Origin of the sequence: Nocardia sp. CA-151230 (assembly GCF_050942175.1) — a bacterium.
Classification (GTDB): domain Bacteria; phylum Actinomycetota; class Actinomycetes; order Mycobacteriales; family Mycobacteriaceae; genus Nocardia.
On the sequence record NZ_CP192061.1, the window covers coordinates 729,800 to 756,234 of the forward strand.

Annotated in this window: 25 protein-coding genes; 10 read left to right on the forward strand and 15 right to left on the reverse strand. The window is 68.7% G+C overall.

Annotated features, from left to right (window positions below):
• Positions 1-232 precede the first annotated feature (232 nt).
• Positions 233-1,027 (reverse strand): glutaminyl-peptide cyclotransferase, encoded by a 795-nt coding sequence (locus tag ACQP1O_RS03300; RefSeq protein WP_433564431.1) that lies wholly within the window; start codon positions 1,025-1,027, stop codon positions 233-235.
• Between the two features lie 17 nt (positions 1,028-1,044).
• On the opposite strand from ACQP1O_RS03300, the gene ACQP1O_RS03305 reads away from it, so the two are divergent.
• Entirely contained in the window at positions 1,045-2,472 is a 1,428-nt protein-coding gene (locus ACQP1O_RS03305) for a DUF3027 domain-containing protein (protein WP_433564432.1), read from the forward strand.
• A gap of 142 nt (positions 2,473-2,614) precedes the next feature.
• On the forward strand, positions 2,615-5,812 hold the full coding sequence (locus tag ACQP1O_RS03310) for a sacsin N-terminal ATP-binding-like domain-containing protein (protein ID WP_433564433.1): 3,198 nt from the start codon (positions 2,615-2,617) through the stop codon (positions 5,810-5,812).
• A gap of 128 nt (positions 5,813-5,940) precedes the next feature.
• On the opposite strand, the gene ACQP1O_RS03315 is transcribed toward ACQP1O_RS03310, so the two are convergent.
• Entirely contained in the window at positions 5,941-6,555 is a 615-nt protein-coding gene (locus ACQP1O_RS03315) for a TetR/AcrR family transcriptional regulator (RefSeq protein ID WP_433564434.1), read from the reverse strand.
• Positions 6,556-6,688: 133 nt separating this feature from the next.
• Positions 6,689-6,931: a DUF2530 domain-containing protein gene (locus ACQP1O_RS03320; RefSeq protein WP_379397883.1), complete on the reverse strand. Its 243-nt coding sequence runs from the start codon at positions 6,929-6,931 to the stop codon at positions 6,689-6,691.
• A gap of 110 nt (positions 6,932-7,041) precedes the next feature.
• Between ACQP1O_RS03320 and ACQP1O_RS03325 the strand changes: the two genes are divergently transcribed.
• Positions 7,042-7,479, forward strand: coding sequence for a MarR family winged helix-turn-helix transcriptional regulator (locus ACQP1O_RS03325; protein ID WP_354830859.1), 438 nt, complete (start codon positions 7,042-7,044; stop codon positions 7,477-7,479).
• 1 nt (position 7,480) lies between these two features.
• Here ACQP1O_RS03325 and ACQP1O_RS03330 read toward each other — a convergent pair whose 3' ends face one another.
• On the reverse strand, positions 7,481-7,891 hold the full coding sequence (locus tag ACQP1O_RS03330; RefSeq protein WP_433564435.1) for a YccF domain-containing protein: 411 nt from the start codon (positions 7,889-7,891) through the stop codon (positions 7,481-7,483).
• A gap of 183 nt (positions 7,892-8,074) precedes the next feature.
• Here ACQP1O_RS03330 and ACQP1O_RS03335 point away from each other — a divergent pair, with 183 nt between their 5' ends.
• Positions 8,075-9,742, forward strand: coding sequence for a hypothetical protein (locus tag ACQP1O_RS03335; protein ID WP_433564436.1), 1,668 nt, complete (start codon positions 8,075-8,077; stop codon positions 9,740-9,742).
• Between the two features lie 74 nt (positions 9,743-9,816).
• Here the strand turns inward: ACQP1O_RS03335 and ACQP1O_RS03340 are convergent, their stop codons facing one another.
• From ACQP1O_RS03340 to pdxH, 4 genes are all read right to left on the reverse strand, one after another.
• Positions 9,817-11,022: a GNAT family N-acetyltransferase gene (locus tag ACQP1O_RS03340; protein WP_433564437.1), complete on the reverse strand. Its 1,206-nt coding sequence runs from the start codon at positions 11,020-11,022 to the stop codon at positions 9,817-9,819.
• A 235-nt stretch (positions 11,023-11,257) separates the two neighbouring features.
• A complete protein-coding gene (locus ACQP1O_RS03345; RefSeq protein ID WP_433564438.1) occupies positions 11,258-12,571 on the reverse strand; it encodes a citrate synthase in 1,314 nt (437 codons plus the stop codon).
• A gap of 187 nt (positions 12,572-12,758) precedes the next feature.
• The gene (locus ACQP1O_RS03350) at positions 12,759-14,042 is read right to left on the reverse strand and encodes an MFS transporter (protein ID WP_433564439.1); all 1,284 of its coding nucleotides are present in this window, start codon (positions 14,040-14,042) and stop codon (positions 12,759-12,761) included.
• 106 nt (positions 14,043-14,148) lie between these two features.
• The gene (pdxH, locus tag ACQP1O_RS03355) at positions 14,149-14,874 is read right to left on the reverse strand and encodes a pyridoxamine 5'-phosphate oxidase (RefSeq protein WP_433564440.1); all 726 of its coding nucleotides are present in this window, start codon (positions 14,872-14,874) and stop codon (positions 14,149-14,151) included.
• Between the two features lie 101 nt (positions 14,875-14,975).
• On the opposite strand from pdxH, the gene ACQP1O_RS03360 reads away from it, so the two are divergent.
• Positions 14,976-16,118: a citrate synthase 2 gene (locus ACQP1O_RS03360; protein WP_433564441.1), complete on the forward strand. Its 1,143-nt coding sequence runs from the start codon at positions 14,976-14,978 to the stop codon at positions 16,116-16,118.
• A 96-nt stretch (positions 16,119-16,214) separates the two neighbouring features.
• On the opposite strand, the gene ACQP1O_RS03365 is transcribed toward ACQP1O_RS03360, so the two are convergent.
• Positions 16,215-17,018, reverse strand: a complete 804-nt coding sequence (locus ACQP1O_RS03365) for an RDD family protein (RefSeq protein WP_433564442.1) — start codon at positions 17,016-17,018, stop codon at positions 16,215-16,217.
• 295 nt (positions 17,019-17,313) lie between these two features.
• Here ACQP1O_RS03365 and ACQP1O_RS03370 point away from each other — a divergent pair, with 295 nt between their 5' ends.
• The gene (locus tag ACQP1O_RS03370) at positions 17,314-18,180 is read left to right on the forward strand and encodes a polysaccharide deacetylase family protein (RefSeq protein ID WP_433564443.1); all 867 of its coding nucleotides are present in this window, start codon (positions 17,314-17,316) and stop codon (positions 18,178-18,180) included.
• A 17-nt stretch (positions 18,181-18,197) separates the two neighbouring features.
• On the opposite strand, the gene ACQP1O_RS03375 is transcribed toward ACQP1O_RS03370, so the two are convergent.
• Entirely contained in the window at positions 18,198-18,953 is a 756-nt protein-coding gene (locus ACQP1O_RS03375; RefSeq protein WP_433564444.1) for a hypothetical protein, read from the reverse strand.
• 132 nt (positions 18,954-19,085) lie between these two features.
• Between ACQP1O_RS03375 and serC the strand changes: the two genes are divergently transcribed.
• The 3 genes from serC (at position 19,086) to ACQP1O_RS03390 (ending at position 22,475) form a co-directional block, all read left to right on the forward strand.
• A complete protein-coding gene (gene serC / locus ACQP1O_RS03380; RefSeq protein ID WP_402761506.1) occupies positions 19,086-20,210 on the forward strand; it encodes a phosphoserine transaminase in 1,125 nt (374 codons plus the stop codon).
• Positions 20,211-20,441: 231 nt separating this feature from the next.
• Complete coding sequence (sepH, locus tag ACQP1O_RS03385) at positions 20,442-21,491, forward strand: septation protein SepH (protein ID WP_433564445.1); 1,050 nt, start codon at positions 20,442-20,444, stop codon at positions 21,489-21,491.
• Between the two features lie 243 nt (positions 21,492-21,734).
• Positions 21,735-22,475 (forward strand): DUF6928 family protein, encoded by a 741-nt coding sequence (locus tag ACQP1O_RS03390; protein ID WP_433564446.1) that lies wholly within the window; start codon positions 21,735-21,737, stop codon positions 22,473-22,475.
• Between the two features lies 1 nt (position 22,476).
• Here the strand turns inward: ACQP1O_RS03390 and ACQP1O_RS03395 are convergent, their stop codons facing one another.
• Both ACQP1O_RS03395 and ACQP1O_RS03400 read right to left on the reverse strand, forming a co-directional pair.
• Positions 22,477-22,770: a DUF2537 domain-containing protein gene (locus ACQP1O_RS03395; protein WP_379382921.1), complete on the reverse strand. Its 294-nt coding sequence runs from the start codon at positions 22,768-22,770 to the stop codon at positions 22,477-22,479.
• Positions 22,767-23,570, reverse strand: coding sequence for a TrmH family RNA methyltransferase (locus tag ACQP1O_RS03400; RefSeq protein ID WP_433564447.1), 804 nt, complete (start codon positions 23,568-23,570; stop codon positions 22,767-22,769). The genes ACQP1O_RS03395 and ACQP1O_RS03400 overlap by 4 nt, the downstream gene beginning before the upstream one ends.
• 90 nt (positions 23,571-23,660) lie before the next feature.
• Here ACQP1O_RS03400 and ACQP1O_RS03405 point away from each other — a divergent pair, with 90 nt between their 5' ends.
• Positions 23,661-24,023, forward strand: coding sequence for an FKBP-type peptidyl-prolyl cis-trans isomerase (locus tag ACQP1O_RS03405; RefSeq protein ID WP_433564448.1), 363 nt, complete (start codon positions 23,661-23,663; stop codon positions 24,021-24,023).
• 77 nt (positions 24,024-24,100) lie between these two features.
• Here the strand turns inward: ACQP1O_RS03405 and ACQP1O_RS03410 are convergent, their stop codons facing one another.
• From ACQP1O_RS03410 to ACQP1O_RS03420, 3 genes are all read right to left on the reverse strand, one after another.
• Positions 24,101-24,781: an RDD family protein gene (locus ACQP1O_RS03410; RefSeq protein WP_433564449.1), complete on the reverse strand. Its 681-nt coding sequence runs from the start codon at positions 24,779-24,781 to the stop codon at positions 24,101-24,103.
• 56 nt (positions 24,782-24,837) lie between these two features.
• Entirely contained in the window at positions 24,838-25,119 is a 282-nt protein-coding gene (locus ACQP1O_RS03415; protein ID WP_379383426.1) for a hypothetical protein, read from the reverse strand.
• 146 nt (positions 25,120-25,265) lie between these two features.
• The gene (locus ACQP1O_RS03420; RefSeq protein ID WP_433564450.1) at positions 25,266-26,426 is read right to left on the reverse strand and encodes a YhgE/Pip domain-containing protein; all 1,161 of its coding nucleotides are present in this window, start codon (positions 26,424-26,426) and stop codon (positions 25,266-25,268) included.
• Between the last annotated feature and the right edge of the window lie 9 nt (positions 26,427-26,435).

Here is a 26,435-nt window from a genome sequence, read left to right on the forward strand (position 1 = left end):
CGTCGCCCGGCGGGACGGGTCGGCGGCCCGCGCGGTTCGCGGGCGGATAGCGGTCGTACCCCGGGTGCCGTTCGATCATGGGAGAGTCCTCGTCGTCCCAGCGACCTGGGTCGGCACCGGGGTCACGGGGAGGAGTCACGCACCCAATTCTTGCAGTGCCGTCGGCCGGTGGCTGCACTACGGCCGGTGTGGGCCGCCACAAGTTCGTAGCGACCGGTCGCGATGGACCGGATCAGGCAGGGACGAAACGCACCTCATAGGACGTCGGCCACTTCTTGCCGGTGAGGAGGAAGTGGTCGGTGCCGGGGAGGTGGGCGATGCCGTTGAGGACGTCGGTGTCGGGGGTGCGTGCGCTGCGGGGGAGCAGGCCGGAGGCGTCGATCGCGGCGAGGACCTCGCCGGTGCCCGGATCGATGCGCAGGATGGTGTTCGTCGGCCAGGTGTTGGCGTAGACGGAACCGTCGGGGGCGCAATCCAGTTCGTTGAGCTTGGCGTCCTTGTGGCTGGTCAGCGCCACACTCCCGGTGATCGCGAAAGTGCGCGGATCGCGGAAGGTGAGGGTCGAGCTGCCATTGCTCATGAGCACGCGATCGTCCCGGGTGCACAGGCCCCAGCCCTCGCCGTCGAAATGCGTGGTGCGTAGTTCAGCGAGGGTGCCCGGGTCGCGGGCGATGGCCAGGCCGTCCTTGTAGGTGAGCTGCCACAGCACGTCGCCGGCCCGGGTGATGCCCTCGCCGAACAGGGGCGCGGGCAGGTCGGCGCGGGCGAGTTCGGTGCCGGTGTTCAGGTCCGTCGCCCGGATATGGGAATTGCCGGCGAGTCCGGTGCCCTCGTAGAGAACCGACCCGTCAATCTCCAAGCCCTCGGTGAACGCGCCCGGGTCGTGCGGCCGGGTGGCGACCACCTCGACCCGCAGCTTCGGCGTGTTGTCGCTGCTGGTGCAGCCGGTCGCGGTCGCGGCCAGGGCCAGCGCCGTGGACAGCGTGATCGTGGCGGCCGCTACCGGTGCACGGCGTTTGCGCTCCATACGGCAAAATGTAGGGCGTGAGCGCGGTTGGAGTTTCGGAGTCCGGTATGCGGCCGATCCTGGCGGAGGCGGTCGAGCTGGCCCGCCGTGCGCTCCTGGACCTGGAACCGGTCGGGGTGGGCGCGCATCTGGGCGTGACCGGCGAGGACGAATCCTCGGCCACCCATCACTTCGCGGCCACACTGCCCGGCTATCGCGGCTGGCAGTGGGCGGTCGTGGTGGCCGCGCCGCCCGAGGCGACCAGTGCCACGGTGAGCGAGTCGGCGCTGCTGCCCGGGCCGGACGCGCTGGTGGCGCCCGACTTCATCCCGTGGGAACAGCGCATCCGCCCCGGCGATCTCGCGCCCGGCGATCTGCTGGCCCCGCCGCTCGGCGACCCGCGCCTGGTACCCGGCTATGTCGCCACCGGTGACCCGGCCGTCGACGAGGTCGCCCTCGAGATCGGGCTCGGCCGCACCCAGGTGCTCTCCCGCGAGGGTCGCGAGGAGGCCGCCGACCGCTGGTTCTCCGAATACGGCCCCGACACCGACATGGCCCGGGCCGCCCCGTCCACCTGCGGCCGCTGCGGCTTCTTCGTTCCCATGGCCGGCGCGCTGGGCGCTGCCTTCGGCGTCTGCGCCAATGCCATGGGCGCCAACGGCCATGTGGTCCACGTCGCCTACGGCTGCGGCGCCCACTCGGACGTCGAACTCCCCACCGGCAGCGGCTCTCCCCTCTACGAGGCCTACGACGACGCCGCCGTGGACCTGTTCCCCACCACCGACCTGCGCACCGAAACCACCGTGGCGGAAGCGGAATCCGCAAAGAACGGCGAAGCGGACGAATCCGGCGCGGCAGCGGGTGCGGAAGCGCCTGCGAGCGACACTGATTCGACGCCCACAGCGACGGACGCCGACGCGACGGCCGATGCCGCCACGACCGCTGACGTCGCCACGACCGCTGACGTCGCTGCGACTGCTGACGCTGCCGCTGAGCCTGCCGCGACCGCTGACGCTGCCGCCGAGCCTGCCGCGACCGCTGACGCTGCCGCGACGACCGAGGCCGTGGAAGCTGAACTTGCCGCTGTGGCCGAGGTGGAATCGGGCGAGGCGGACGAATCTGGCGCGGTTCGGACTGCGGAGACCGACACGGTCGCTGCGGACACGAGCGTTGCGGCTGACGCCGATCCGGCGACGGGCCTGACTGATGCCGCGGATGTGCGGGCGGGCGTGGTCGATGCGGACGTCGAGGTCGCCGCTGTTTCGGTGGCACCCGAGAACGGCGAGTCGGCGGGAGCGTCCGAGAACGGCGACGCTGCGGGAGCGTCCGAGAAGTCGGTGGCCGCGGATGATTCCGGCGCGGCCGGGTTGTTCGAGGTGGGCGATCCGGATGCGGTGTACGACGATGCGTGGGCCGTGAATGCGGTGCGGGTGGAGCCCGAGACCGGTTCGGCCGAGTCGCGCTGAGGCGATCGCCCGGATAGGTTGTAGCGCCGCCGGATTCCCGGCGGCGGGTGCGGTTTTCGATGGATCGCGCCGGAGTTCTGTGAGATACCCGGATGCTTGGCTCTGGCGTGCCATCAACGGTTGTGCGGAAGGGGTGTAGGGCGTGGTCGCGACCGATGTGGGGGATCCGTTCGGGACGGCGGAGCTGCGGGCCGGGGTGGTGGCCGCCTGGCGTGGGTCGCCCACCCGGTTGCGGGAGGACGCCGCCACGGAGGCGGACCTGGTCCGGGCCGGATACCGGGACCGGTTGCTGACCGAGCTGGCGCAGAACGCCGCCGACGCGGCCGCCAAGGCGGGCGTCGACGGGCGGATCGCGGTGTGGCTGGACGGCCGCACCCTGCACGTGGCCAATACCGGTGCGCCGCTGGATGTTTCGGGCGTGCACGCGCTCACCGCGCTGCGGGCCTCGGGGAAGACGGACGCCGCGGCCGTCGGGCAGTTCGGCGTGGGATTCACCGCTGTGCTGACGGTGTCGGACGAGGTGGAGTTCCGTTCGACCGGCGGCTCGGTGCGGTTCTCACGGGCCGAGACCTGGGCGCTGCTCGGCGTGGCGGGCATCGAGATCCCGCAGACGCCGGAGGATTTCGAGCCGCCCGCGCTGCGACTGGCCTGGGCCACCGCGGAGAAGCCCGTGAACGGCTTCGACAGTGAGATCGTGCTGCGGTTGCGCGAGAGCGTGGACACCGTCGCCCTGCTCGCGGAGATGCGGTCGGAGGCGGCCGATCTGCTGCTGGAACTGCCCGCGCTGCACGCCATCCGGATCGGTGACGACGAGATCGTCAGTGCCGAGCGGGAACTCGGTGACGGCCTCACGGAACTGCGGGTCACCGGCCCGAATTCCGATGAGCGCGTGTGGTGGCAGTACCGCACCGAGCGCGCCCGCTGGCTGCTGCCCGTGCGCGACGGCCGCCCGATCGCGACCCGGCCCGATGTGCTGCGCGCACCCACTCGCTCCGACGAGGAGCTGTCCATCCCGGCCCTGCTCATCGCCGACATCCCGATGCAGCCGGACCGCCGCCGCCTGCTCCCCGGCGCGCACCTGACCGCCCTGGCTGCCGGTTACGCCGCGTTCGCACGCTCCCTGCCGCCGCGCGACCGCCTGGTCGTGGTCCCCACTCCCGGTTTCGCCCGCAGTGAGGCCGACGGCCTGCTCCGCGAGGCCCTGATCGCCGAGCTCCGCGACAACGAATGGCTTCCGGTCCTCACCGGCCGTCCGGAACGCGCTGCCGAATACGCCCCGGTACCAGAAGAATTCGACGCCGCGTTCGGCGCGGTGGAAGCCGCCGTGCCGGCCGGCAGTGGTGCCGAGGCCGATGAGGTTCAGGCATCGGGCGATCCCGATACCGCGGCCGCGCTCGAACTGGCCGCCGCGCCGGACGTCGACTCGGCCGCCGCGCCGACCGCCAAGGCGAGCGCGGCATGGGAGCAGGAAACCCTGCCGCTGTGGGATCTTCCGGCCCAGGACGAAGTGCCCGGCGACTCGGTCGAACCCCACGACGCCATCGGACCGCACGACGTGGTCGCGACCTTCGGCCCGTCCGAGTTCGAGGAACCATCCCCAGCGGACCTGGGGATCGTTGTGGATGAATCGGCGATCGCCGAAACTCCGCGTGCGGGCGCGGATTCGCGGGAGAACGTCGCCTCGCCGCGCCGGGCCACCGTATTCACCGGTGCGACAGTGGAATTGGCCGATCTGCTGGCGGACATGCTCGGCCCCCTGGTGATTCCGGAGCTGTCCGGCCGCATGTACGCCGATGCCCTCGCCGTGCTGGATGTGCACCGGATCGGCCTGGCGCGGATCGCCGAGCTGTCGAGCAGCCTGGAGCGTGAACCGCAGTGGTGGTATTCGCTCTACGACGCCCTGGAGCCGTTCGCGGTGGATCCGCTGGCGGTGGAGGAACTGGGCGCGCTGGCGGTGCCGCTGACCGACGGCCGCCTGGTGACCGGGCCGCGCACGGTGGTGCTGGACGACCGTCTGGAACAGGCGATTCCGGTGCACTGGGCACGTCTGGTGCACCCGGAGGCAGCGCACGAGCTGCTGGGCCGGCTGGGCGCGCGCCCGGCCACCCCGGAGGATCTGCTCAATGACGCCGGGCTGCAGGCGGTGCTGGAGGACGATCCGAGCGATCCGGACACCGTCGACGCGGTGCTGAAGCTGGCGGCCACCACCCTGGCCGCGCCGGGTGTCCTCCCGTCCTGGCTGGGCCTGGTCGAATTGCCCGATGTCGACGGCGAATCGACGCCGGCCGACGAACTACTGCTGCCCGATGCGCCGCTGGCCCGCGTGCTCGTCGAGGATTCGCCCTTCACCACCGTGGACGCCGGCGTGCTCGAGCGCTACGGCCGGGAGGCCCTGCGCGCCATCGGCGTCGGCTGGAGCTTCACCCTGGTCGCCGAGTCGGATCCGACCGGTCCGGACCACCACCTCGACGACGAGGAGACCTGGTGGGAGGGTCTGGTCGAGGATCCGGCCGAACTGGTGGCGGTCCGCGATCTGGACCTGGTGGACGACGCCGAATGGCCGGAGGCGCTGCGGCTGTTGCTGTCCGATGAGACGACCCGCCGGCTGCTCGCGGACCGCGACGGCTACACCGCCTGGTGGCTGCGCCACCACGCCCACATCGACGGCATTCAGCTGGGCCTGCTGCGCCACCCGGATGACACTCTCTTCGCGGGTCTGCTCCCGCAGTTGCCGGGCTTCGACGCGAACGATCTGGCGGTGCTGCGCGGCGTGCTCGCCGACCCGGAGGTGCTCACCCCCGCGCTGGCCGAGGAACTCCTCGACGCCCTCGCCGATCCGGCGAGAATGCCCACCCCGGAATCGATTTCACAGACGTACCGGTATCTGGCCGAGGCGCTCGACGCGGGCCGCCTGGAGACCGAGGATCTGGTGCTGCCGGGTCAGGTGCGCGCCCTCACCGGCGAGGTGATCCCGGCCGGCGACGCCCTGGTGCTGGATCGCCCGTGGCTGGGCCCGGCGCTGCCCGCCGACCGGCTGGTCGTGGGTGACCTGGCGTCGGCGCGCCCGCTGGCCACGCTGCTGGACCTGCCGCTGGCCTCCGAGGCGGTGACGGCGGAGGTGGTGAGCACCGGCCGGGAGACCAGCTGGACCGCCGAGCCGCTGGGCGTGCTGCTGCGCCTGCAGTTCGACTTGCCGCTGCCCGCAGGCGGTCTCGTGGTGCACGATGAACTCCGGGTCCGGCTGACGGGTGCGTTCGAGGCCACGGTGACGGTCGCGTGGTGGCGGGAGGGCGATATCACCCACGTGCAGGCGCAGCCGCAGAACTTCTCGCGTCGCTGAGGATGCGCGCCGGCCCGAATGGAAGTGCGCGGGCCCGGCCTGGATGAGATACACAGGCGGGCAGGCGAATTCGGGTCCGGCGCGGGCGATGCTGCACAGTGCCCGCGCCGGAGCGGGGGAGGCCCGGGTCAGGCCGAGTGGGCTGCCACGGTGGTGGCGAGGACGTCCAATTGCTGACGGACAGCGGCGCTGTCGTTGTCGACCAGCCAGCGCAGCACGATGCCGTCGATGGCCGCCAATATGAAACGGGACAGCGTGTCGACGGGAACGGTCCAGGAGGTGCCGGTGGCTTCGCGCGCGTGTTCGATGACGTCGGCGACCGTGGAGTCGTTGAAGGTGTACTGCTCGCGTGCGATGGCGAGTTTCGCGGGCGTCTGTTCGCCTTCGCGTAGGGCGTAGGTGGTGGTTTCGTAGGTGAGTAGTTGGCGCTCCGGAGTGGCTTCGATGTTGAGCCACATGAGTTCCAGACCGGTGCGCACCAATTGTTGCAGCGCGTCTTTTCCGGTTCCGACGTCCTGCCATACCGTTTCGTTGGCATCGACGGAATCGCGCAATTCCATCGAGAGTGCCTTGACCAGCTCGGTCATCAGCTGATCTTTGTTTTCGAAACAGTAATGCACCACACCGAGGGAAACACCGGCTGCCTGGGCAACATCGCGCGTGGTAACTCCTGCCACGCCCTTTTTTTCGGCAAGGCCGATGGCTGCCTCGATAAGGTGGGCCCGTCGTTCTTCGACGCTCAATCGGGAGGACACTCCAGGGAGTTAAGCGTCCGAGGCGCGTGCAGTCAATTCGCACGGTCCGCAAGTTCGTTTTGTCAGACCCCACTGGACGGCCGACCAGTCGCTTCTGGTGCTAATCCGGCCCCGGGGCCCGCTAATCCAGACCGAGCTGTGCGCCTTTGTCCCCGCGCCGCGCGCTCCGGCGCTGAATCGTGAAGATCGTGTAGCCGAGCAGACCCACCGCCAGACCCATCAGGCAGACCGGACGCGCGGTCGCCCACGCGTCGTTCGCCCACACCGCCACCGTCGCGATCAGGAAACCGATGGTGCCCACGGCCAGTACCGGGCGCGGATCGGTGAAGCGCGGGGGAATCTCCGGAACGGGCGGCGTGGTCACCCCACCAGCCTAGAGGGCAGGGTCCGGTTCGGGTGGCACACCGGGGCGGCGGGCCCCCACGCACCGGAACAGCCGACTCCCGCGCGGGCGGTCCCGTATCGTTTGCCTCTGTGACAACGCCTTCCGACATTCGAGCGCTCGCCGGTGAACTTTCGCTGGCGGTGGTGCGCTTGACTCGGCATCTGCGAGGCCGGCGGGCCGATGCCCAGATTTCGCTGACCCAGCTGTCCGCGCTCGCCACGCTGAATCGGGAGGGCGCCATGACGCCGGGCACGCTGGCCGCCAAGGAGCGGGTGCAGCCGCCGTCGATGACCCGGGTCATCGCCTCGCTGTCGGAAATGGATCTGGTGGAACGCAATCCGCACCCCACCGACGGGCGGCAGATCATCGTATCGCTGTCCGACGCCGGCCGGGCCCTCATCGCCGACGAGAACCAGGCCCGTGAGGCCTGGATGACCGATCAGCTGTCCCGGCTGTCCCCCGCCCAGGTCGGCGTGCTCGCCGAGGCGGTCGGGATCATGAAGCAGATCGTCGACGAATCCGAGTGACTCAGTAGCCGAAACGCCGGTCGCTGTCCACGATTTCGCGGCCCAGGGGGAACAGTGAGATCGGGATCAGCTTGAGATTGGCCCAGGCGAACGGGATCCCGATGATGGTGACGGCGAGGGCGATGCTGGTCATCAGGTGCCCCAGCGCCAGCCACCAGCCCGCCACGACGATCCAGATGATGTTGCCGAGCATCGAGCCCACGCCCGCGCTCGGCTTCTCCACCGCTTCCCGGCCGAAGGGCCAGAGCACGAAGTTGGCGATGCGGAACGACGCGACGCCCCACGGGATGGTCACGATCAGCACACAGCAGATCAGCCCGGCGATGACATAGCCGATGGCCATCCAGAATCCGACCAGCACGAGCCACAGGATGTTGAGTATCAACTGGATGGGTTTCACGCATCCCAGCATGCCAGCGTCCGGTGCTCACCCACCACCGGGAAAACCCTGAACTCGCCGGGGGTGGCCCTCGCCCGAATCGGGTGAAATGCCCCGAAGGCGAGTTGAGGTATTGACTCGCTGTTAATGTCGCGCTATCTCAGCCCATACAGCTCTATCCATTTTTTCTGGCAAGGAAAGAATCAGGAGCGCATTTTGAGCAAAGCGATACGACTATCGGTGGGTCTGACGGTCCTGGCCTTGGCGGCCACCGGCACGCTCGTCGCGTGCAGCAGTGACAGTTCCTCGGATTCGAGTTCCAGTTCCAGCGCCGCGCCGGACCCGGCGGCCGGGTCGGGCCCGGCCCGCAACCCGTATCTGGCCGCCGACAAATACGCGATCACGCATCTCGATTCGGGCCAGTCCGACGGCTTCCCCGATCCCGTGCCGCGCGGCACCTTCCACATCGACCCCGCACAGATGCCGCGGGTACCGGTCGGGCCGGTCAGCATCATCACCCTCGCGTCGACCTCCGACAACTATCGGTGGATTTCCTCCTCCTCGGGTGTGCGCTACGTCGACGTATCCAATCGTGGTTTCAAGGAGGTCGCGGCGGCGGACGCGCCGGGCGTGCAGCCCATTTCGCCGGACGCGCTGAACAAGGTGCTCGATCAGAACTTCGCCGATGTCGGCCAGATACAGAGCGCGGTCCAGCAGGACTGGGCCGGCGCGACCTGGACTCGCATCGCCAACGGCGTCTACAGCCTGGTGGACAAGGACAATCAGGTCTACTACACCACCGCGGATTCGCAGCTGTACGTCTTCGGCCTGAAGAACAAGGACAAGCCCGAGGACGGCATCGAGGTCGTCCGGCACCTCGATCTGAAGCCGCTGCTCGGTACCGGCGTGACCTCGCTGGGCATCCCGGAGAACGTCGTCGGCGTCAGCATGACCTATGACGGGCACATCCTGGTCGCCACCTCGCGCGCGCTGTTCGCCATGGATCGCAACTTCGAGGGCACGCCGCAGCAGGTGAGGTTCGGCGATGACGAGACCGTCTCCAATTCGATCGCCGTGGACGAGCACAACGGCATCTACATCGCCAGCGACCGGATCATGCGCAAGATCGTGTGGACCGGCTCGAAGCTGTCCGCCGACGAGGCCGACGGGGCATGGTCCTCACCCTACGATTTCGGCGGGCAGCCGCCCGCGGTGAAGTTCGGCACCGGAACCGGTTCGACGCCGACCCTCATGGGCTTCGACGGCAAGTCCGACGAACTGGTGGTCATCACCGACGGCGCGAATCAGATGCATCTGGTCGCGTTCTGGCGCAACAAGATTCCCGAGGGCTTCCAGCAGAAGCCGGACACCGGATCGAATCGAATCGCGGACCAGATCCAGGTGACGGCGGGCCTGCCCGACCCGAAACCCGAGTTCATCCAGTCCGAGCAGTCGGTGGTCGTGAACGGATACGGCGCCTTCGTGGTCCAGAACATCGGTGCCGGCGGCGAGCCCGATCGCCTGATCGACGTGCTGGCCAACGGACCGGTGGACGGCCCGCCGCACGGCATGCAGCGCTTCGAATGGGATCCGCGGGCCCACGCCTGGAAGTCGGTGTGGGAGCGCGGGAATGTCGTGTCCACCTCGATGGTGCCCGCGGTCTCGCTGTCATCCGGCATCGTGTTCGTGAACGGCTACACCAAGGCCGACGGCTGGGAGGTCACCGGCCTGGACTGGAAGACCGGGGAGACGGTGCACCGCACCATCTTCGGGCAGTCCAACCTGGGCAACGGCGCGTACGCCATCGTCGAGGCATTCCCGAACGGGGATCTGCTGTTCAACAGCGTCGGCGGCCCCTTCCGGGCCAAGATCGCCGACAAGTAGGCCGGTCCGAGAACCGAAGCAGGCTGCCGGGCCTCACCAATAGTGGTGCCCGGCAGCCGTTTTCGTCTGCCGACTCAGAAGAACCAGCCGAGTTCGGCGTCGCGTTCGGCGGTGAACGCCTCGTCGAACGCGCGCAGCACGGCCCCGTCCTTGGCCTGGATCCGGTTGGCGGCGGCGAAGACCCGCGCCCGGTACGCGCCGAAGTAGAGGCTGCCGAGTACATCGATGCCGAGTTCCAGATCCGGGGTGCGGCCGGTGGGCGCGCACTCGGCGATGCCGTCGCGCACCCGCAGCGCGAAGCTGCCGCCCGCGTCGCGGAACGGATCGTCCACGGACAGCACGACATCCAGATCCCGCTGGTAGGTACGGGCGGTGAGGGCGGCGGGGACGTCCATCACCCGGGTCCACAGTGCGTCGTGGCGGCCGGTGACCCGCACCAGGCGCGGATTCGTGACCAGGTAGGGGAGTGGATCGTTATCGCTCAGCGTGGCCTCGACCGCGTCCACCAGATCCAGGCTGAGCAGCACCCGCCACAGCGCGACATGGGCTTCCGCTGTGACAGTCCGCAATTCGCGGACCGTGGCGGTGTTCTTGTCCTCGTGCCAGGCGCGCCGCAGGATGGCGTAGCCGTCCGGATGGATCAGGAAGAACTGCGGTGAGCTCTCCTCGCTCTGCACCGCATCGGCGAAGAACCGCTGCTGCCAGCGGGCTGCGGGCCGCGCCTGCGCGCCCGGGACCAGGCGCCGCCAGCGGTCGTAGATCTCGGGCAGCCGGATTTTCGCCTCTTCCAGGCCGGCGACCTGGACGCCGCCGGGATCCGGTGTGGTGGAGCGGAATTCGGCGGTGCGCCCGCGCACGGAGATCTCGTTCTCGACAATGGACGGGCCGTAGCCGAAGCGGCCGTAGATGGTGCCCTCGCTGGCGGTGAAGATGGTGAGCGGTATGCCCTCGGCCTCGGTGCGCCGATGCTGCTCGGTGTAGAGCGCCCGCAGAATGCCGCGCCGCCGATGGGTGGGCGCGACCACGACGCTGGTGACGCCGCAGGCCTGCACGGTGCGCGCGCCGGGCACGGTGACGGTCATGGTGCGGTCGTTGGTGTGCCCCACGATGCGATCGCCGTCCACCGCCACCAGGGCCCGCTCGGTCGGAAAGACGTCGCCGCCGTATTCCAGATCGGCCGGGCCGACCCGCATCCCGAAACAGATCTCCGAGAGCCGGATGATCTCCGCCCGCTCGTCCGCTCGCGCCGAACGCACGGTAATGCCATTCGTCGATGCCATACCCCGAACATCCCACGTATCACCGGGCCCCGCACCCGAATTTCTCCGGTGCCACCTGCCGCCCCCGCCGCGGCAGGTGACACCGGAGCTGAGATCGTTTCCATCTCACGGGAACAAGATTGCCGTCGCACCCCAGCGAGATTCTTAACAAGAACTTGTGAACGAAAAACCCCGCCGCAACCATGCGTTGCGGCGGGGTTCGTCGGAAACCCTTCGGGCGCTGGGCCCGTCGAGGTCAGCGACCGTTGATCTGCACGTAGTCGCGCTCGCCGTAGCCGGTGTAGATCTGGCGCGGACGGCCGATCTTCAGCGGCTCGCGGTGCATTTCGCGCCAGTGGGCGATCCAGCCCGGCAGGCGGCCCATGGCGAAGAGCACGGTGAACATGCGGGTCGGGAAGCCCATGGCCCGGTAGATGACGCCGGTGTAGAAGTCGACATTCGGGTACAGGCGACGCTCGATGAAGTACTCGTCGGTCAGGGCGGCCTCTTCGAGGGCCTTGGCGATGTCGAGCAGCTGGTCGTCGCCGCCGATCTTGGACAGGATGTTGTCCGCGACCTTCTTCACCAGGGTGGCGCGCGGGTCGTAGTTGCGGTAGACGCGGTGCCCGAAGCCCATGAGCTTCACGCCGTCTTCCTTGTTCTTGACCTTGCGGACGAACTCCTTGACGTCGCCGCCGCTGGCCTTGATGTCGTCCAGCATCTCCAGCACCGCCTGGTTGGCGCCGCCGTGCAGCGGGCCCCACAGCGCGTTGATGCCGCCGGAGACGGAGGTGAACAGGTTGGCGTCGGACGAACCCACCAGGCGCACAGTCGAAGTCGAGCAGTTCTGCTCGTGGTCGGCGTGCAGGATGAGCAGCATGTCCAGCGCCGCGGCGATCTCCGGGTCGACCTCGTAGGGCTCGGCCGGGAAGCCGAAGGTCATCCGCAGGAAGTTCTCCACCAGCGACAGCGAGTTGTCCGGGTACAGGAACGGCTGGCCGACCGACTTCTTGTACGCGTAGGCCGCGATGGTCGGCAGCTTGGCGAGCAGCCGGATGGTGGACAGCTCGACCTGCTCGGGGTCGCGCGGGTCCAGCGAGTCCTGGTAGTAGGCCGACAGCGCGTTGACCGCGGAGGACAGCACCGGCATCGGGTGCGCGTTGCGCGGGAAGCCGTCGAAGAACCGCTTCAGGTCCTCGTGCAGCAGGGTGTGCCGGCGGATCCGGTCGGTGAAGTCGTCCAGCTGGGCCTGGGTCGGCAGCTCGCCGTAGATCAGCAGATAGCTGACCTCGATGAAGGTCGACTTACCGGCCAGCTGCTCGATCGGGTACCCGCGGTAGCGCAGGATGCCCGCCTCGCCGTCGATGTAGGTGATGGCCGACCTGGTCGAGGCGGTGTTCATGAAACCGGGGTCAAAGGTGACGTACCCGGTGCTGGCGAGCAGCTTGCCCAGGTCGATTCCGTCATTGCCCTCGACAGCCTTGGCGACGGTCATCGGGTACTCGCCGCCGGGGTATTGCAGTACCGGCTTGGCGTCGTCGTCGACGTTGATGATGTTCTCAGCGGGCACGGAAGGATCCCTCTCAGGCTTGTAACCGTAGGCATCGGACACGGTCGGCGTGCGATGCGCTCGAGTCAACGCTAGCCGCTGTCCACTACGCCCTACCAATGAGGGTGGCTCTTTGCTACCTCACAGTCACATCGTTCGCGGGTGAGGAGAGCGGCTGTCATGTGCTATGTGCATGAACCCCGCGACACTACGCGAGCTGCACCTCCGAATACGCACGTGCCACGCGGTATCGAACGAACGCCGGAAACGCCACGGCCGCGATCATCATGCCGATCACGACCAGCACGCCACCGCCGGCCGCAGCTGTCGCGGTACCCACCGCCGCGGCCGCGAAACCGTGCGCAACATCACCGATGCGCGGTCCGCCCGCCACGACGACGATGAAGACCCCCTGCAGTCTTCCGCGCATCTCGTCGGTCGCCACCGACTGCAGCATGGTGGTGCGCAGGGCCGCGGAGAACATGTCCACCGCGCCGCCGAAAGCCAGGCAGGCCAGCGCGATCCAGAGTGCGAGCGTCATGCTCAGGCCGTGCCCGACCAGGCCAACGGCCAGGCCGAACCCGACCATGCCCAGCCCCCACAGCACGATGCAGACCACCACGGCCAGACCCTGCCGCCGCACCCGCGACAGCCAGCCGGAGAACACCCCGCCCAGCACCGCGCCCACCGACATGGCGGCGAACAGCAGGCCCAGTGCCGTTCCGCCGGAAGCGGTGTCGCCGAAGCTGTCCTGGGCGATCTGCGGGAACAGGGCGCGCGGCATGCCGAACACCATGGCCACCACGTCGACCGCGAACGATGCCAGCAGGATGCGCTGGGTGGCCAGGTAGGCGAAACCGTCGAACACCTCCCGCAGGCCCGCGCGCCGGGTCTCGCCGTGCGGCGGGATGGGCGGCAGCTTCCAGGTCGCCCACAGCGTGGCCAGCAGCGCGATGGAGTCGATCAGGTACAGCGTGGCCAGGCCCGCGAACGGAATCAGCATGCCCGCCAGCACGGGACCGGCGATGGCGCCGAACTGCATGACCGTCATGCTCAGCGAATTGGCCGCGGGCAGCTGGTCGGGCGGCAGCAGCCTGGGGTAGATGGCGCTGCGCGCGGGCTGGTTCATGGCGAAGAACGCCTGCTGCGCCGAGAACAGGATCAGCACCAGCCAGGCGTTGTTCAGCCCGGCGGCAGCCTGCGCCCAGAAGGCCAGCGAGGTCAGGCCGGTGCCCGCGCTGGTGACGAGCAGCATCCTGCGGCGGTCCATGGCGTCGGCGAGCGCGCCGCCCCACAGGCCGAACACGATGAGCGGGATGAGGCCGAACAGCCCGGCCAGGCCGACATACGAAGAGCTGTGGGTGATGTCGTAGAGCTGCTTGGGGACGGCTACGACGGACAGCTGTGCGCCGATCACGGTGACGATGCCGGTGGTCCAGAGCCTCCGGTAGTCGGGATTCCGCAATGGAGTTATGTCGGCGAGCAGCTTCACCGGCCCAACCTAGCCACGTCGAAGAGCGCTTGGGAAGGCATTTTGGGCCGATCATCCCATCATTTGAACGTGAGATATCCAACTCTTTCGGGCCCGGGAGGGTCGGTCAGGGTTGCAGGCGTTCGACTTTCATGACCGATACATCGGTATTGCCCGGTTCGACGGTGACCCGGATGCGGTTGTGCATGCGGCTGCGGCGGCCCTGCCAGAACTCCACGGTCTCCGGCTGAATCTGGAAGCCGCCCCAGAACGGCGGCACCGGGATGTCGCCGACCTCGGCGAACCGGGCGGCCGTCGCATCCATCTGCCGGTCCAGCTCGGCGCGGGAGGCAATGGGCCGCGACTGCTCCGAGGCCCACGCGCCCAGCCGGGAACCGCGCGGACGGGACTGCCAGTACACCTCGGTGGCCTCGGCCGGGACCCGCCGCACCGGCCCGCGCACCGTGACCTGCCGGCCCATGGCGGGCCACACGAAAGTGGCCGAGGCATACGGGGTTCGGGTCAGCTGGCGGCCCTTGAACGATTCGTAATTCGTGTAAAAAGTCACACCTTCGGGAGAAAGCCCCTTGCACAGGACAGTTCGCGACGAGGGTCGCGGACCGGTTTCGGTGATCTCGACGGTGCTCAGCACCATCGAGTTCGGATCGGTCATGCCCGCGCTGGTCGCGTCCTCGATCCAGTTGCGCAGCAACGGCTCCCAGCCGTCGGACAGCCAGGTCTCGTCGAGGTCGGTTTCCGGGCCCGGATGGTTGTCGCCCTGATCGACTCCGTACTCGACCCGCAGGGCGGCCATGTCGACATCGGGCGTGGCGAATTTCTCCTGGTCAACCATGGGGCAGACGTTACTCCGGAGTAATGCGGGGGTTAAGCTCCAGTTGATCGGCGTGGCTGCCCAAAGATCGGGCGGCCCGACTTTGCAAGGAGAGTCACAACATGACTGCCAGCGCTGCGGTACCAAGCTCGGTCGTCCCCGACGGCTTCGTGAGCGGTCTCGAGGGAGTGGTGGCCTTCACCACCGATATCGCCGAACCCGACAAGGACGGCGGTGCGCTCCGGTATCGCGGCGTCGACATCGAGGACCTCGTCGGTAACTCGGTCACCTTCGGCGACGTGTGGGCTCTGCTGGTCGACGGCGAATTCGGCCGCGGCCTACCGCCCGCCGAGCCGTTCCCGCTCCCCATCCACACCGGCGACGTGCGCGTCGACGTGCAGGCCGGCCTGGCCATGCTGGCCCCGATCTGGGGCTACGAGCCGCTGCTCGACATCGACGACGACACCGCCCGTGAGAACCTGGCCCGGGCCTCGGTCATGGCGCTGTCCTACGTCGCCCAGTCGGCGCGCGGCATCTACCAGCCGGCCGTGCCGCAGGCGAAGATCGACGAATCGGCCACCATTACCGAGCGGTTCATGACCCGCTGGAAGGGTGACCCGGACCCGCGCCACATCGAGGCCATCGACGCCTACTGGGTGTCGGCCGCCGAGCACGGCATGAACGCCTCCACCTTCACCGCCCGCGTCATCGCCTCCACCGGTGCCGACGTGGCGGCCTCGCTGTCCGGCGCCATCGGCGCCATGTCCGGCCCGCTGCACGGCGGCGCCCCGGCCCGCGTGCTGCCCATGATCGAAGCCGTCGAGAAGACCGGCGACGCACGGGTTCTGGTCAAGGGCATCCTGGACCGCAAGGAGAAGCTGATGGGCTTCGGTCACCGGGTCTACCGGGCCGAGGACCCGCGCGCCCGCGTGCTGCGCGCCACCGCCAAGCGCCTCGACGCCCCGCGCTACGAGGTCGCCGCCGCCCTGGAGCAGGCTGCCCTGGCCGAGCTGCGCGAGCGCCGCCCCGACCGCGCCATCGAGACCAATGTCGAGTTCTGGGCCGCCGTGATCCTGGACTTCGCCGAGGTCCCGGCGCACATGATGCCCGCCATGTTCACCTGTGGCCGCACCGCCGGCTGGTGTGCCCACATCCTGGAGCAGAAGAAGCTGGGCAAGCTGGTCCGCCCGGCTGCCATCTACACCGGCCCGGCCCCGCGCAAGCCCGACGCCGTCCCGGGCTGGGATCTGGTGTCGCACAAGTAATCCGGTCCGAACACGACGGTGGCCCGCAGCGAGAATCGCTGCGGGCCACCGTTTTTCATATCCGTCCCCGGGTCACCCCCCAGCCCCGGGAAACACTCAGGCCTTCACGACGATGGTGCTGACGATCTTGTCGGCGAAGGTCTGCTTCTTGTTGTCCCAGGCGGGCCACAGGAAGCCGAGGTAGCAGGGGAGAGCGTCGATGAAGTGCAGCAGGCGGCGGCCGATGGCGAGACCGAAACCGACCGGCTGGCCGGTGGATTCGCGGACCAAGCGGATGCCGACCACGCGCTTGCCCGGGGTCTGGCCGGTGGTGCCCTCCTGGTGGCTGATGAAAAGCAGGCCCGCGACGCCGACGACGAAGGCGAGCAGCAGGCAGATGATGCCCACCGCGTTCATCCCGCCGCCCGTGCAGGACGTGTGATAGGTGCCGGGCGTGACGCTGCACTGCACCTTCGAGGTGCCGGCGGTGACCGCGATGGTCCGCAGGATCGCACCGGGCAGAATCCAGATCGCCCCGTCGATCAGGTACGCGCCCACACGCGCGCCCCAGCTCGCATACTGTGCCCCGTACCCTCCGAACGGCGCATAGCCGGGCTGCGGCGCCCCGTAAGCGGGTTGCGCTGCGCCGTAGGCGGGTTGGGGCGCGCCGTACGCGGGCTGCTGCGGAGCGCCGTAGGGGGACTGGGCGTCATAGCCGGGCTGCGGAGCCCCGTACGCGGGTTGCGGGGCGCCGTACGCGGGCTGGGGCGCACCGTAACCGGGCTGAGGTGCGCCGTAGGCGGGCTGCTGCGGCGCGCCGTAGCCGGGCTGGGGTGCACCGTAGCCCGGGGCGGGCTGATCGGCGGGCGGGTAGCCGTATCCGGGCTGCTGCTGCGGGTACGGGTTGTTCGGGTATGTCAATGCGTTTCCTTGCAAAGGGATTGTTTCGGTCGGGCAGGCTACAGTCTGGAGCAATCCGGCCTTCGGGATGAACTGGAAATCCGACACGCCGTGAGCGCTGCGCGATTGCTGATCCGCGCACCGGCGGCGGCGTCCTGAGGTGCTCGTATCCGGGCGGCTGCGGCGAATCCTGCGGTGGAACAATGGATTACATCTGCACCAACGGCGGTGGCGAATTGGTTGCCGGACCGCAACGGTTGGAACAATCATGATCGTGGTCCTGGCTACTGCGACCGGATTCACATAACCTGCACCGGTGCTCGACGCAGGACTGTCCAGGCGCGGCTTCTTCGCCGCGGGCGCGGCGCTCGCCGCAGGCCTCGTCACCGCCGGATGCGGTGTGGCGAACGGCAATTCGTCCGACCGCATCCTCGATCCGCACGCCGGGGCCGATCCGGCCACCGCGCCGGCGCGGCTACCCGCCGCCACGGTGTCGCCCGACGCCGTGGCCGCGAAGTACGCCGGTCGGCAGCCGCAGGGCTGGGGCGTGGACCTCGACGGCATCGTGACCGGGTTCAATGCCACGGGCAAGCAGTTCGCGATCACCTTCGACGCCTGCGGCGGCCCCGGCAACAACGACATCGACGAGAACCTGCTGGCCTTCCTGCAGGCCCAGCAGATTTCGGCCACCCTGTTCCTGAACAAGCGCTGGATCGACGCGAATCCCGGTCGCGCCGGGCAGCTGGCCGCCAACCCGCTCTTCGAGATCGGCAATCACGGCACCGCGCACTGCCCGCTGTCGGTGAACGGCCGCGCCGCCTACGAGATCAAGGGCACCGCCTCCCCGCAGGCGGCCGTGGACGAGGTCTGGGGCAACCACCAGCGCATCACCGCCCTGACCGGGCACGCGCCCCGCTTCTTCCGCGCGGGCACGGCGCACTACGACGACGTGGCCGTGGCGATCGTGAAGGAGCTGGGCGAGACCCCGGTCGGCTTCTCGGTCAACGCCGACTTCGGTGCGACCGCGACCGCCGCCCAGGTCCAGAACAACATGACGGCCGCCAAGACCGGCGGCATCTCCCTGGCGCACATGCACCGCCCCAAGTCGGGCACCGGCGCGGGCATGCTCGCCGCCCTGCCCGCCTTGAAGGCCGGCGGCTTCCAATTCGTGCACCTGCCATAGCCTTTCGGGCCCGGCGGTCAGCCGGGTAGCGAGGCCGCCCAGTCCACCGCGACGGATTCGCCGCGGTCGACGGTGAAGAAGGCGACCTCCAGGTGCCGCCCCCGATCCACCAATTCCAGGGCGGACATGGGGACCGGCTGCACCACCCGGACCCGCCACGGCCCCGGCTCGTCCCAGGCGTGCAGTTCCAGATCCAGCCGCAGCACCGGATCGTCTCTGCCGGTGTAGTCGGCCGCGACCGGTGTCGCGGCCAGCACGGTGGCGCGGGCGCGTCGGCCGTCGGCCAGGATCTTGGCGATATTGGTGCGCGAGGTCTCCTCGGGCGCGGGCGGATACAGCACCACCCGGTCGTCATCGCCCGGATCGACCCGGCAGCGGACGACATCGCCGGGCTGCATCCACTGCCGATCGGCGGCGTTCATCCGCTGCCGGATCCGCGTCTCGTAGGCATGCCGGCCGTCGAGCTGGACCCGCACCCAGAACTCCGGCCCCGGCTCGGCCTCGGCGGTGCCGTGGACACTGAGCACGGTCGCGGCGCCCTCGATGCCGTGCAGCAGCAGTTCGCGCCGCGCGGCGTCGTCGAGAGCCGGCCCGCGGCGGGCGAAGCCGCGGGAACCGAATTGCGAGGACAGCCGGGCGAGCAGGCCGATTCGCGGAGCGGGCGCGACCTGCTGACCGCGGTGCGGCCGGCCGGAATTCGGGGGCGCGCCGGGTCCGGAATCGGGCGGCTGGTCGGAAGCGCTGCTCGGTCGCTCGTGTGCGGCCATGTCCATGGCGATACACCGTAACCGCTGTGTGGCGCCCGACACAGCGATACCCATGGTTTGCCGAACCCGCTCGTGGGAATGTTTTTCCGACCGGACCCGGGCGTGAGCGCGGGTGATAGCACCTCTACCCTTGTCGCCATGACCTCTGCGTTCCCGACCATCCCCGACGATCTCAAGCCCGCCGACGGACGGTTCGGTTGCGGCCCCTCCAAGGTCCGCCCCGAGCAGCTGCAGTCCCTGGTGGATACCGGCGCCTCGGTGTTCGGCACCTCGCATCGGCAGAAGCCGGTCAAGGACGTGGTGGCGCGGGTGCGCTCCGGTCTGCGGGACCTGTTCTCGCTGCCCGACGGCTACGAGGTCGTGCTGGGCAACGGTGGCACCACCGCGTTCTGGGACGCTGCCGCCTTCGGCCTGATCCGCGAGAAGTCGCTGCACCTGAGCAATGGCGAGTTCTCCTCGAAGTTCGCCTCGGTCGCCAAGGGCAACCCGTTCATCGGTGACCCGATCGTGGTGAAGTCGGAGCCGGGCGACGCCCCCGAGCCGACCTCCGACCCGTCGGCCGACCTGATCGGCTGGGCCCACAACGAGACCTCCACCGGTGTCGCCATCCCGGTGTCGCGCCCGGCCGGTTCCGAGCACGCGCTGGTCGCCATCGACGCCACCTCCGGCGCGGGCGGTCTGCCGGTGAACATCGCCGACACCGACGTCTACTACTTCGCCCCGCAGAAGTGCTTCGCCTCCGACGGCGGCCTGTGGATCGCGCTCATGAGCCCGAAGGCGCTCGAGCGGGTGGAGGAAATCAAGAACTCGGGTCGCTGGACCCCCGAATTCCTCTCGCTGCCGATCGCGATCGACAACTCCACCAAGGACCAGACCTACAACACCCCGGCGCTTGCCACCCTGTTGCTGTTCGCCAACCAGATCGAGTGGCTGAATGGCAACGGCGGCCTGGACTGGGCCGTGAAGCGCACCGCCGACTCGTCCTCGCGCCTGTACTCGTGGGCCGAGACCAGCGCGTACGCAACGCCGTTCGTGCAGAACCCGGCGCTGCGCTCGCAGGTCGTCGGCACCATCGACTTCGCCGACAGCGTGGACGCCGCGCAGGTGGCGAAGGTGCTGCGCGCCAATGGAATCGTGGACACCGAGCCGTACCGGAAGCTGGGCCGTAACCAGCTGCGCATCGGCATGTTCCCGGCCATCGACCCCGAAGATGTGTCGCAGCTGACCCGCTGCGTCGACTGGGTCGTCGAAAAGCTGGCCTGAGCAGTAAAAAGACATCGGTTCACGGTTCTCTCACGATCTTCGGGAGATCATGAAACCGGTTTCGCCGCTGAGGCGAATCGATCACACTAATGCGGCGCGGAAGTCTGGGAACAGATTTCCGCGCCGCGTGTCTTGCCCCATGATTCTCAGAAGTGCACTACTGTTCCAGAACGTGGGCGGTGTCGCGAGCCTAGCTATAGCTGTGAGTTGCGCAGCGAACAGGAGGTAACGGTGCGTGAACTTCGAGTAATCGGATTGACGCCCGATTCCACGCACATCGTGTGCATCGATACCGAGAGCGGCCAGAAGTACCGGCTCGCCGCCGACGATAAACTGCGCGCCGCTGCCCGCGGAGATCTTGCCCGATTCGGCCAAATCGAGATCGAAACGGAAGCCACGATGCGTCCTCGCGATATCCAGGCCCGTATCCGTGCCGGTGCGTCGGTGGAGCAGGTCACCGAAGAGTCGGGTATGCCGCTGTCGCGGGTGGAGCGTTTCGCGTATCCCGTTCTGCTGGAACGCGCCCGGGCCGCCGAGCTGGCGCAGAAGGCGCACCCGGTCCGCAACGACGGTCCCGCCGTGGAGACCCTCATCGAGATCGTGTCGGCCGCCTTCGCCGAGCGCGGCCACAATATCGAGGTCGCCGAATGGGACGCCTGGAAGGACGAGAAGGGTTACTGGGTGGCCCAATTGCAGTGGCAGGCGGGCCGTTCCGTGATCGCCGCGCACTGGCGCTACCAGCCGGACGCGCACGGCGGCTCGGTGGTGCCGCTCGACGATCCGGCCTCGGACCTGATCGATCCCGACTTCGGCCGGGCGCTGCGCGGCCTGGCGACCATCCTGCCGAACCAGACCGATCCGGCGGTGGACGAGGTGCCGGCCCCCGCGCCCGCCCCGCGCGAGGAGCGGACCCCCGACTACGAGTCCGCGCCGGCGCGAGTCGCCAAGCAGCAGAACGTGGACGACTACTTCGAGCAGCGCGCCGCGGTCGGCGACGGCACCGTGCCGGTGACCACGGCCGCTGCCCCGGCGCCCGCGCCTGCTCCGGCGGCGAAGGAGCAGCCCGCTCCGGCGCTCCCGGCCGCCCCCACACCCGCTCCGGCCCCGGCGGCTGCCGCCGAGCCCGCGGAACCGGCTCCCGCACCGGCACAGCCGGCCGCGAAGGCCAACGCGCAGAAGCCGAATCGCAAGCCCGGGGAGGCGGGGCGCAAGCGGGGAGGCAAGGCGCCGATGCCGTCCTGGGAGGATGTACTCCTAGGCGTGCGGTCCTCCGGTCACTGAGTCAACCGGACAGGCCGCTCGAATTCCTCGGATGCCAGTGGATTGCTGAATCCGCCGGCCAGCTACTCTGCGCCGCGCCGCGAAACAAGGCTGGCAACGGCGATATTTCGGCCCTCGCGGGGGTAGATTCATTGAGTCGGTGGTCAGCGCCGGGCCGATCCACGTCGATGCCGGCGATCGGCCGCTGAATGTTTGCTCCAAAGTAACCAGCCTGTGTGCAGTGACTGAGGGGAGGTGACGTCGGTGCCAACAACGGTCTCGTCCCTGTGGTACGTCGACGCCCCCGATCCGGTGGCCGTGCTGCGTGCGCACCCGGGACCCGACCCGGACGCCGCCTTCGCACTTGCCAGACAGCTCAACCCGGACCGTGATGTGGTGCCCGCCGCCTCGGGCACCATGAAGGTGTGGGCGGGGCCGGATCCCGAATCCATCTATATCGGTTGCTATCCCGGCGTCACGGTCGTCTGCTCCACCCAGGCCGCGCTGCCGCGTCCCACCAGACTGCCGGAGCTGCTGGTACGTCCGCTCGCCTCCGAGCAGACCTACCTGATCTGCTACGACCTGTCCCTGGGCTGGGGCGCGTTCGCGCACTGGGAGCGCGGCGAATTCCGCCGTTCCTTCAGTGCGACCCGGGTCAATATCCTCGAGGACGAGGGCATGCCGCGGGTGTGGGAGCGGCCCTACTGGGCGGGTGAACATCCCATCCACCTCGCGCCCGGCGAAATGCCCGACCCGCAGCTGCTGCCCTTCAACCCGCCGGACTTCGCCGACGCCGCCAATCAGGAGTGGCTCGGCTTCTGTTATCGCGGCCAGGATCCCGAGCAGGCGCTGACCGCCGACCGGATCGAGGTGTGCGGCTTCTCGCTGTTCCCCCGGGGCGAGGCGCCGCTGGTGGTGGAGGTCGTGCCGGAGGCGCCCGTCGAGCACAACGGCAGCAAACGCGGACTGCTGGGCTGGCTGCGCGGCCGCGACCGGGTCTCCTGACTCAGAACAGCAGCAGGCCCAGCCAGGCCAGCAGTACGCCCGCGCCCAGGCCCGCGATCACCCAGCGGGTCACCGGGGCGTAGCGCCAGCGCCAGGCGGTCGGCGCGGCCCCGCCCACCGCGATCAGGTTGACCGCCACCGACAGCACCGGATGGATCTGGGCCAGCGCCGCGCCGAAGGCGTAGACGCCGACGGCGGTCAGTGCGGCCACCATGACGACCACGGCGATGCCGCTGGCCCACGGGGTGGGTTCGGAATAGCCGTATCCATACGGTCCGTCGGGCGGATGGCTCACTCGGCACGCACTCTCTCGTAGAAGGCCATGGCGGCTGCGGTCGCCACATTAAGCGAATCGGTGCCCGCCGTCATGGGGATGCGGGCACGAATGTCGCTGGCCCGCATGGTCTCCTCGGTGAGGCCGGGTCCCTCCGCGCCGAGCAGCAGGGCCACCTTCTCGCCGGTCATGGCGGTGGCGAGGGTGTCGGCCTTCGGGTTCGGGGTCAGGGCGATGATCTGGAAGCCGTTGTCGCGCAGCAGGTCCAGCCCCGCCGGGAAGGGCGGCAGCTGGGCGAAGGGGACCCGCAGCACGTGGCCCATGGAGACCCGCACGGCGCGCCGGTACAGCGGATCCGAGCAGCGGTCGCCGAACAGCACGGCATCCGCACCCAATCCGGCGGCGTTGCGGAAGATCGACCCGATGTTCTCGTGGTCGTTCACGCCCTCGAGCACCGCCACCGTGCGCGCGTCCGCGAGCAACTCGTCCGCGGTGAGTTCACGCGGCCGATAGGCGCCCGCGAGGACGCCGCGATTCAAATGGAATCCGACGACCTGCGCCATCACCTCGGCGCTGGTCCGGTAATACGGAATTTCCACTCCGGTCAGCTCCTCGGCGAGCTGTTCGTATCTCTTCGCGACTCCGAACAATGCGAAGGGCGTGAATCGCGAGGCCAGCATGCGCTGCACGACCACCACACCCTCGGCGATCACCAATCCCTTGCCGCCGGGCAGGTCGGGGCGTCGATCGGCATTGTTGAGGTCGCGGAATTCGGCGACCCGCGGATCGTCCGGGTCGTCGATATCGATCACTTCGGCCACCGGGACATTTTCGCCTCCGCTGCGGGCGGGCGAATGCGCGGGGCATAAGGTGATCGAGACCCGATTCCGATCTATCGAAGAGGACAGCCCATGAGCAGCAAGCCGGAAATCGAGTTCCAGGATGGTCCCGCCCCCGCCGAGCTCGTGATCAAGGACCTCGTTGTGGGTGACGGCGCCGAAGCCAAGCCCGGCGACACCGTCGATGTCCACTACGTGGGCGTCGAGTACGACTCCGGCGAGCAGTTCGACGCCTCCTGGGACCGTGGTGAGTCCATCGTCTTCCCGCTGCGCGGCCTGATCCAGGGCTGGCAGGACGGCATCCCGGGCATGAAGGTGGGCGGCCGCCGCCAGCTGACCATCCCGCCGAAGCTGGCCTACGGCGAGGCGGGTGGCCACCACCTGTCCGGCAAGACTCTCGTCTTCATCATCGACCTCCTGGACGTCGTGAACTGACGACTCCCGGTCGACGAAAAACCCGTGCCCGCCGTGCTTTTCAGCGCGGCGGGCACGGTTGTCTGCGCTGCCGGAACTCACACCTTCACGACGATGCTGCTGATGATCTTGTCGGCGAAGGTCTGCTTCTTGGCATCCCAGAGCGGCCAGAGCCAGCCGAGGTAGCAGGGGAGGGTGTCGACGATGTGGCAGATCTGCCGGACGAAGGCCATGCCGAAGCCCAGGGGCTGCCCGTCGGCCTCGCGGATCAGTTTGATGCCCAGCAACTTCTTGCCGGGGGTCTGGCCGCTGGTGCCCTCCATATAGATGAGGTACAGCCCGCCGATGATCGCGATGGCCGCGCCGATCAGTACCAGCACGATCCCGCCCGCGGACAGTCCGCCCGAGCAGGACGTGCTGTAGGACGAGTCGGTCGAGTCGGTGGTGCAGTTCATGTCCTTGGACCCGACCGCGAAGCCGATGCCGTAGAAGATGGCCGCCGGCACGCCGATGATCAACCGGTCGATGAGGTACGCCCCGACACGCGCGCCCCAACTGGCGTAGGGCGCTTGGGGATACGCGGCATAGCCGGGTCCCGGCGGATAGCCCCCGGGCTGGCCCGGATAGCCGCCCATCGGCTGCCCGTACCCGGGCTGTCCCCCGTAACCGGGTGGTGGCTGCTGCCCGTAGCCGGGCGGTGGCTGCTGGCCGAACCCGGGCTGCTGCCCGAATCCGGGCTGTTGCGGCTGCTGCGAGTAGGGATCGTTGCCGTACGTCATCGGTTCCTCCCCAGGGGGAATGCGGGGGCTGGGCCCCCGCATTGTCTCCCGAATCCCTACCCGACGATGGCATTCATGATTGTTCCGGCGCTCGTGGCGGTCGCGCCCCCGATCATGGCGTTGGCGACCATCTTGGGGGAGGCCGAGCCGCCGCCCCACTTCTCCCAGGCGAAGCGCCCGCCGCCGTAGGTGATGGCCGCGACGCCCGACATCTGGGTGAACCAGGTGAAGTAGCGGAACATCTTCATCATCTTGTCGGCCATGGGCGGGGTTTCCGCGGTGGGGTTGCCCATCTGGGCGAGAACCGTGCCGTACATGTCATGCGCGGCCATCAGCATGCTCACGATCGTTTCCTCTCCTGTACCGGGTCGCTAGGTGGAGCCAGGTCGGTAGAGCAGTGGAGCTTCCGAAACGGGTCGATTAGAGCAATCCGGACAGAGTGTATCCGGGTGAATCGCCGATTGTTGCTGATTGTTTGCGAACGTTATTTCCGGACGATGTCGACCGGGTCGGTGAGGGCGGCCGCGATGGCCGTTTGCTGTGGCACCCCGAGCTGCGGGAGCGCGCCCATCGCCTGGTTGGCCTGATTGCCCAATGTTTTGGTCACGGCCTGCAATTGGGTGACGCCGCCGGTCAGCGCCTGCATGGCCGCCACCAGCTGGGTGCCCGCCTGATCGGCGATGGCCGGAATACTCTGCGCCAGCGACGCGCCCTGATTCAGTTGCGTGCTCGCGTCGTTCAGCCTGCCGGCCGCGTCGCGCAAAAGTTGTCCGACCTTGGTATCCGGAGTGACTTGCGTACCGGTCAGATTGGCGAAGCCGCTGAGCTGGGTGTTGGCCTGATTCGCCACATTCCGCAGACCCTGCAGCTGGGTGATGACATTCGCCAGCTGCGGATCATCGGCGAACGGCAGCGCCTGCAGCAGTGGCACCACGAAGTCGAGACCGTTGGACAGCGTGCTCGCCGTCTGGGAGACCTGCCCCATGGTGACGCCGGTCGAATCCAGCGCCGCGGCAAGCTGATTCGCCTGCGTGGTGGCGGCGCTCAGCGTGGAGTTCAGTGCGTCGATGCCGGAGGTCAGTTGTCCCGCACCGGATTTCGCCTGATTCAGGAAGTCCATCATCTGGTCCGCGCCGCCGGAGAACTGCTGCGCCCCGTCGGCGGCCGCCTGCACGCCCGCGTTGAGCAGCTGCGAGGTGCCCGCGATCTGCGACACCTGCAGGCGCGCGGTGTTCATCGTCGCGAACAGGGTGTCCAGCCCGGCGGCGCTGATCTTCTTGGTCACCTCGGTCACCGCGTCGTTGACCAGGTTCGGGTCGGCGCGATCGTGGGTGGTGACGGTGACCTGCGCCCGCTTCGGCTTGTCGGTGAGCAGGGAGGTGATATCGGTGCTGAGGTCGGTGGGCAGCGTGACCACCGCGGCGTAGTCCTTGGTGCTCGCCTCGTCGACCACCTCCCAGTGCCGGGCTCCGCTGCCCTGCAGCTCCTTCGCGATGCGCGCGCCCAGCGGCCCGGTATCGCTGTTGATGAGCGCGACCGCGGTGGGCGCGTGGCGCAGCCGCAGGACGCTGATCGTGCCCGCGGTGACCGCGGCGGCGAGCAGCAGGACGATCAGGACCCAGCGGGCGCGTTTTCCGAACACCATTCAGACCGT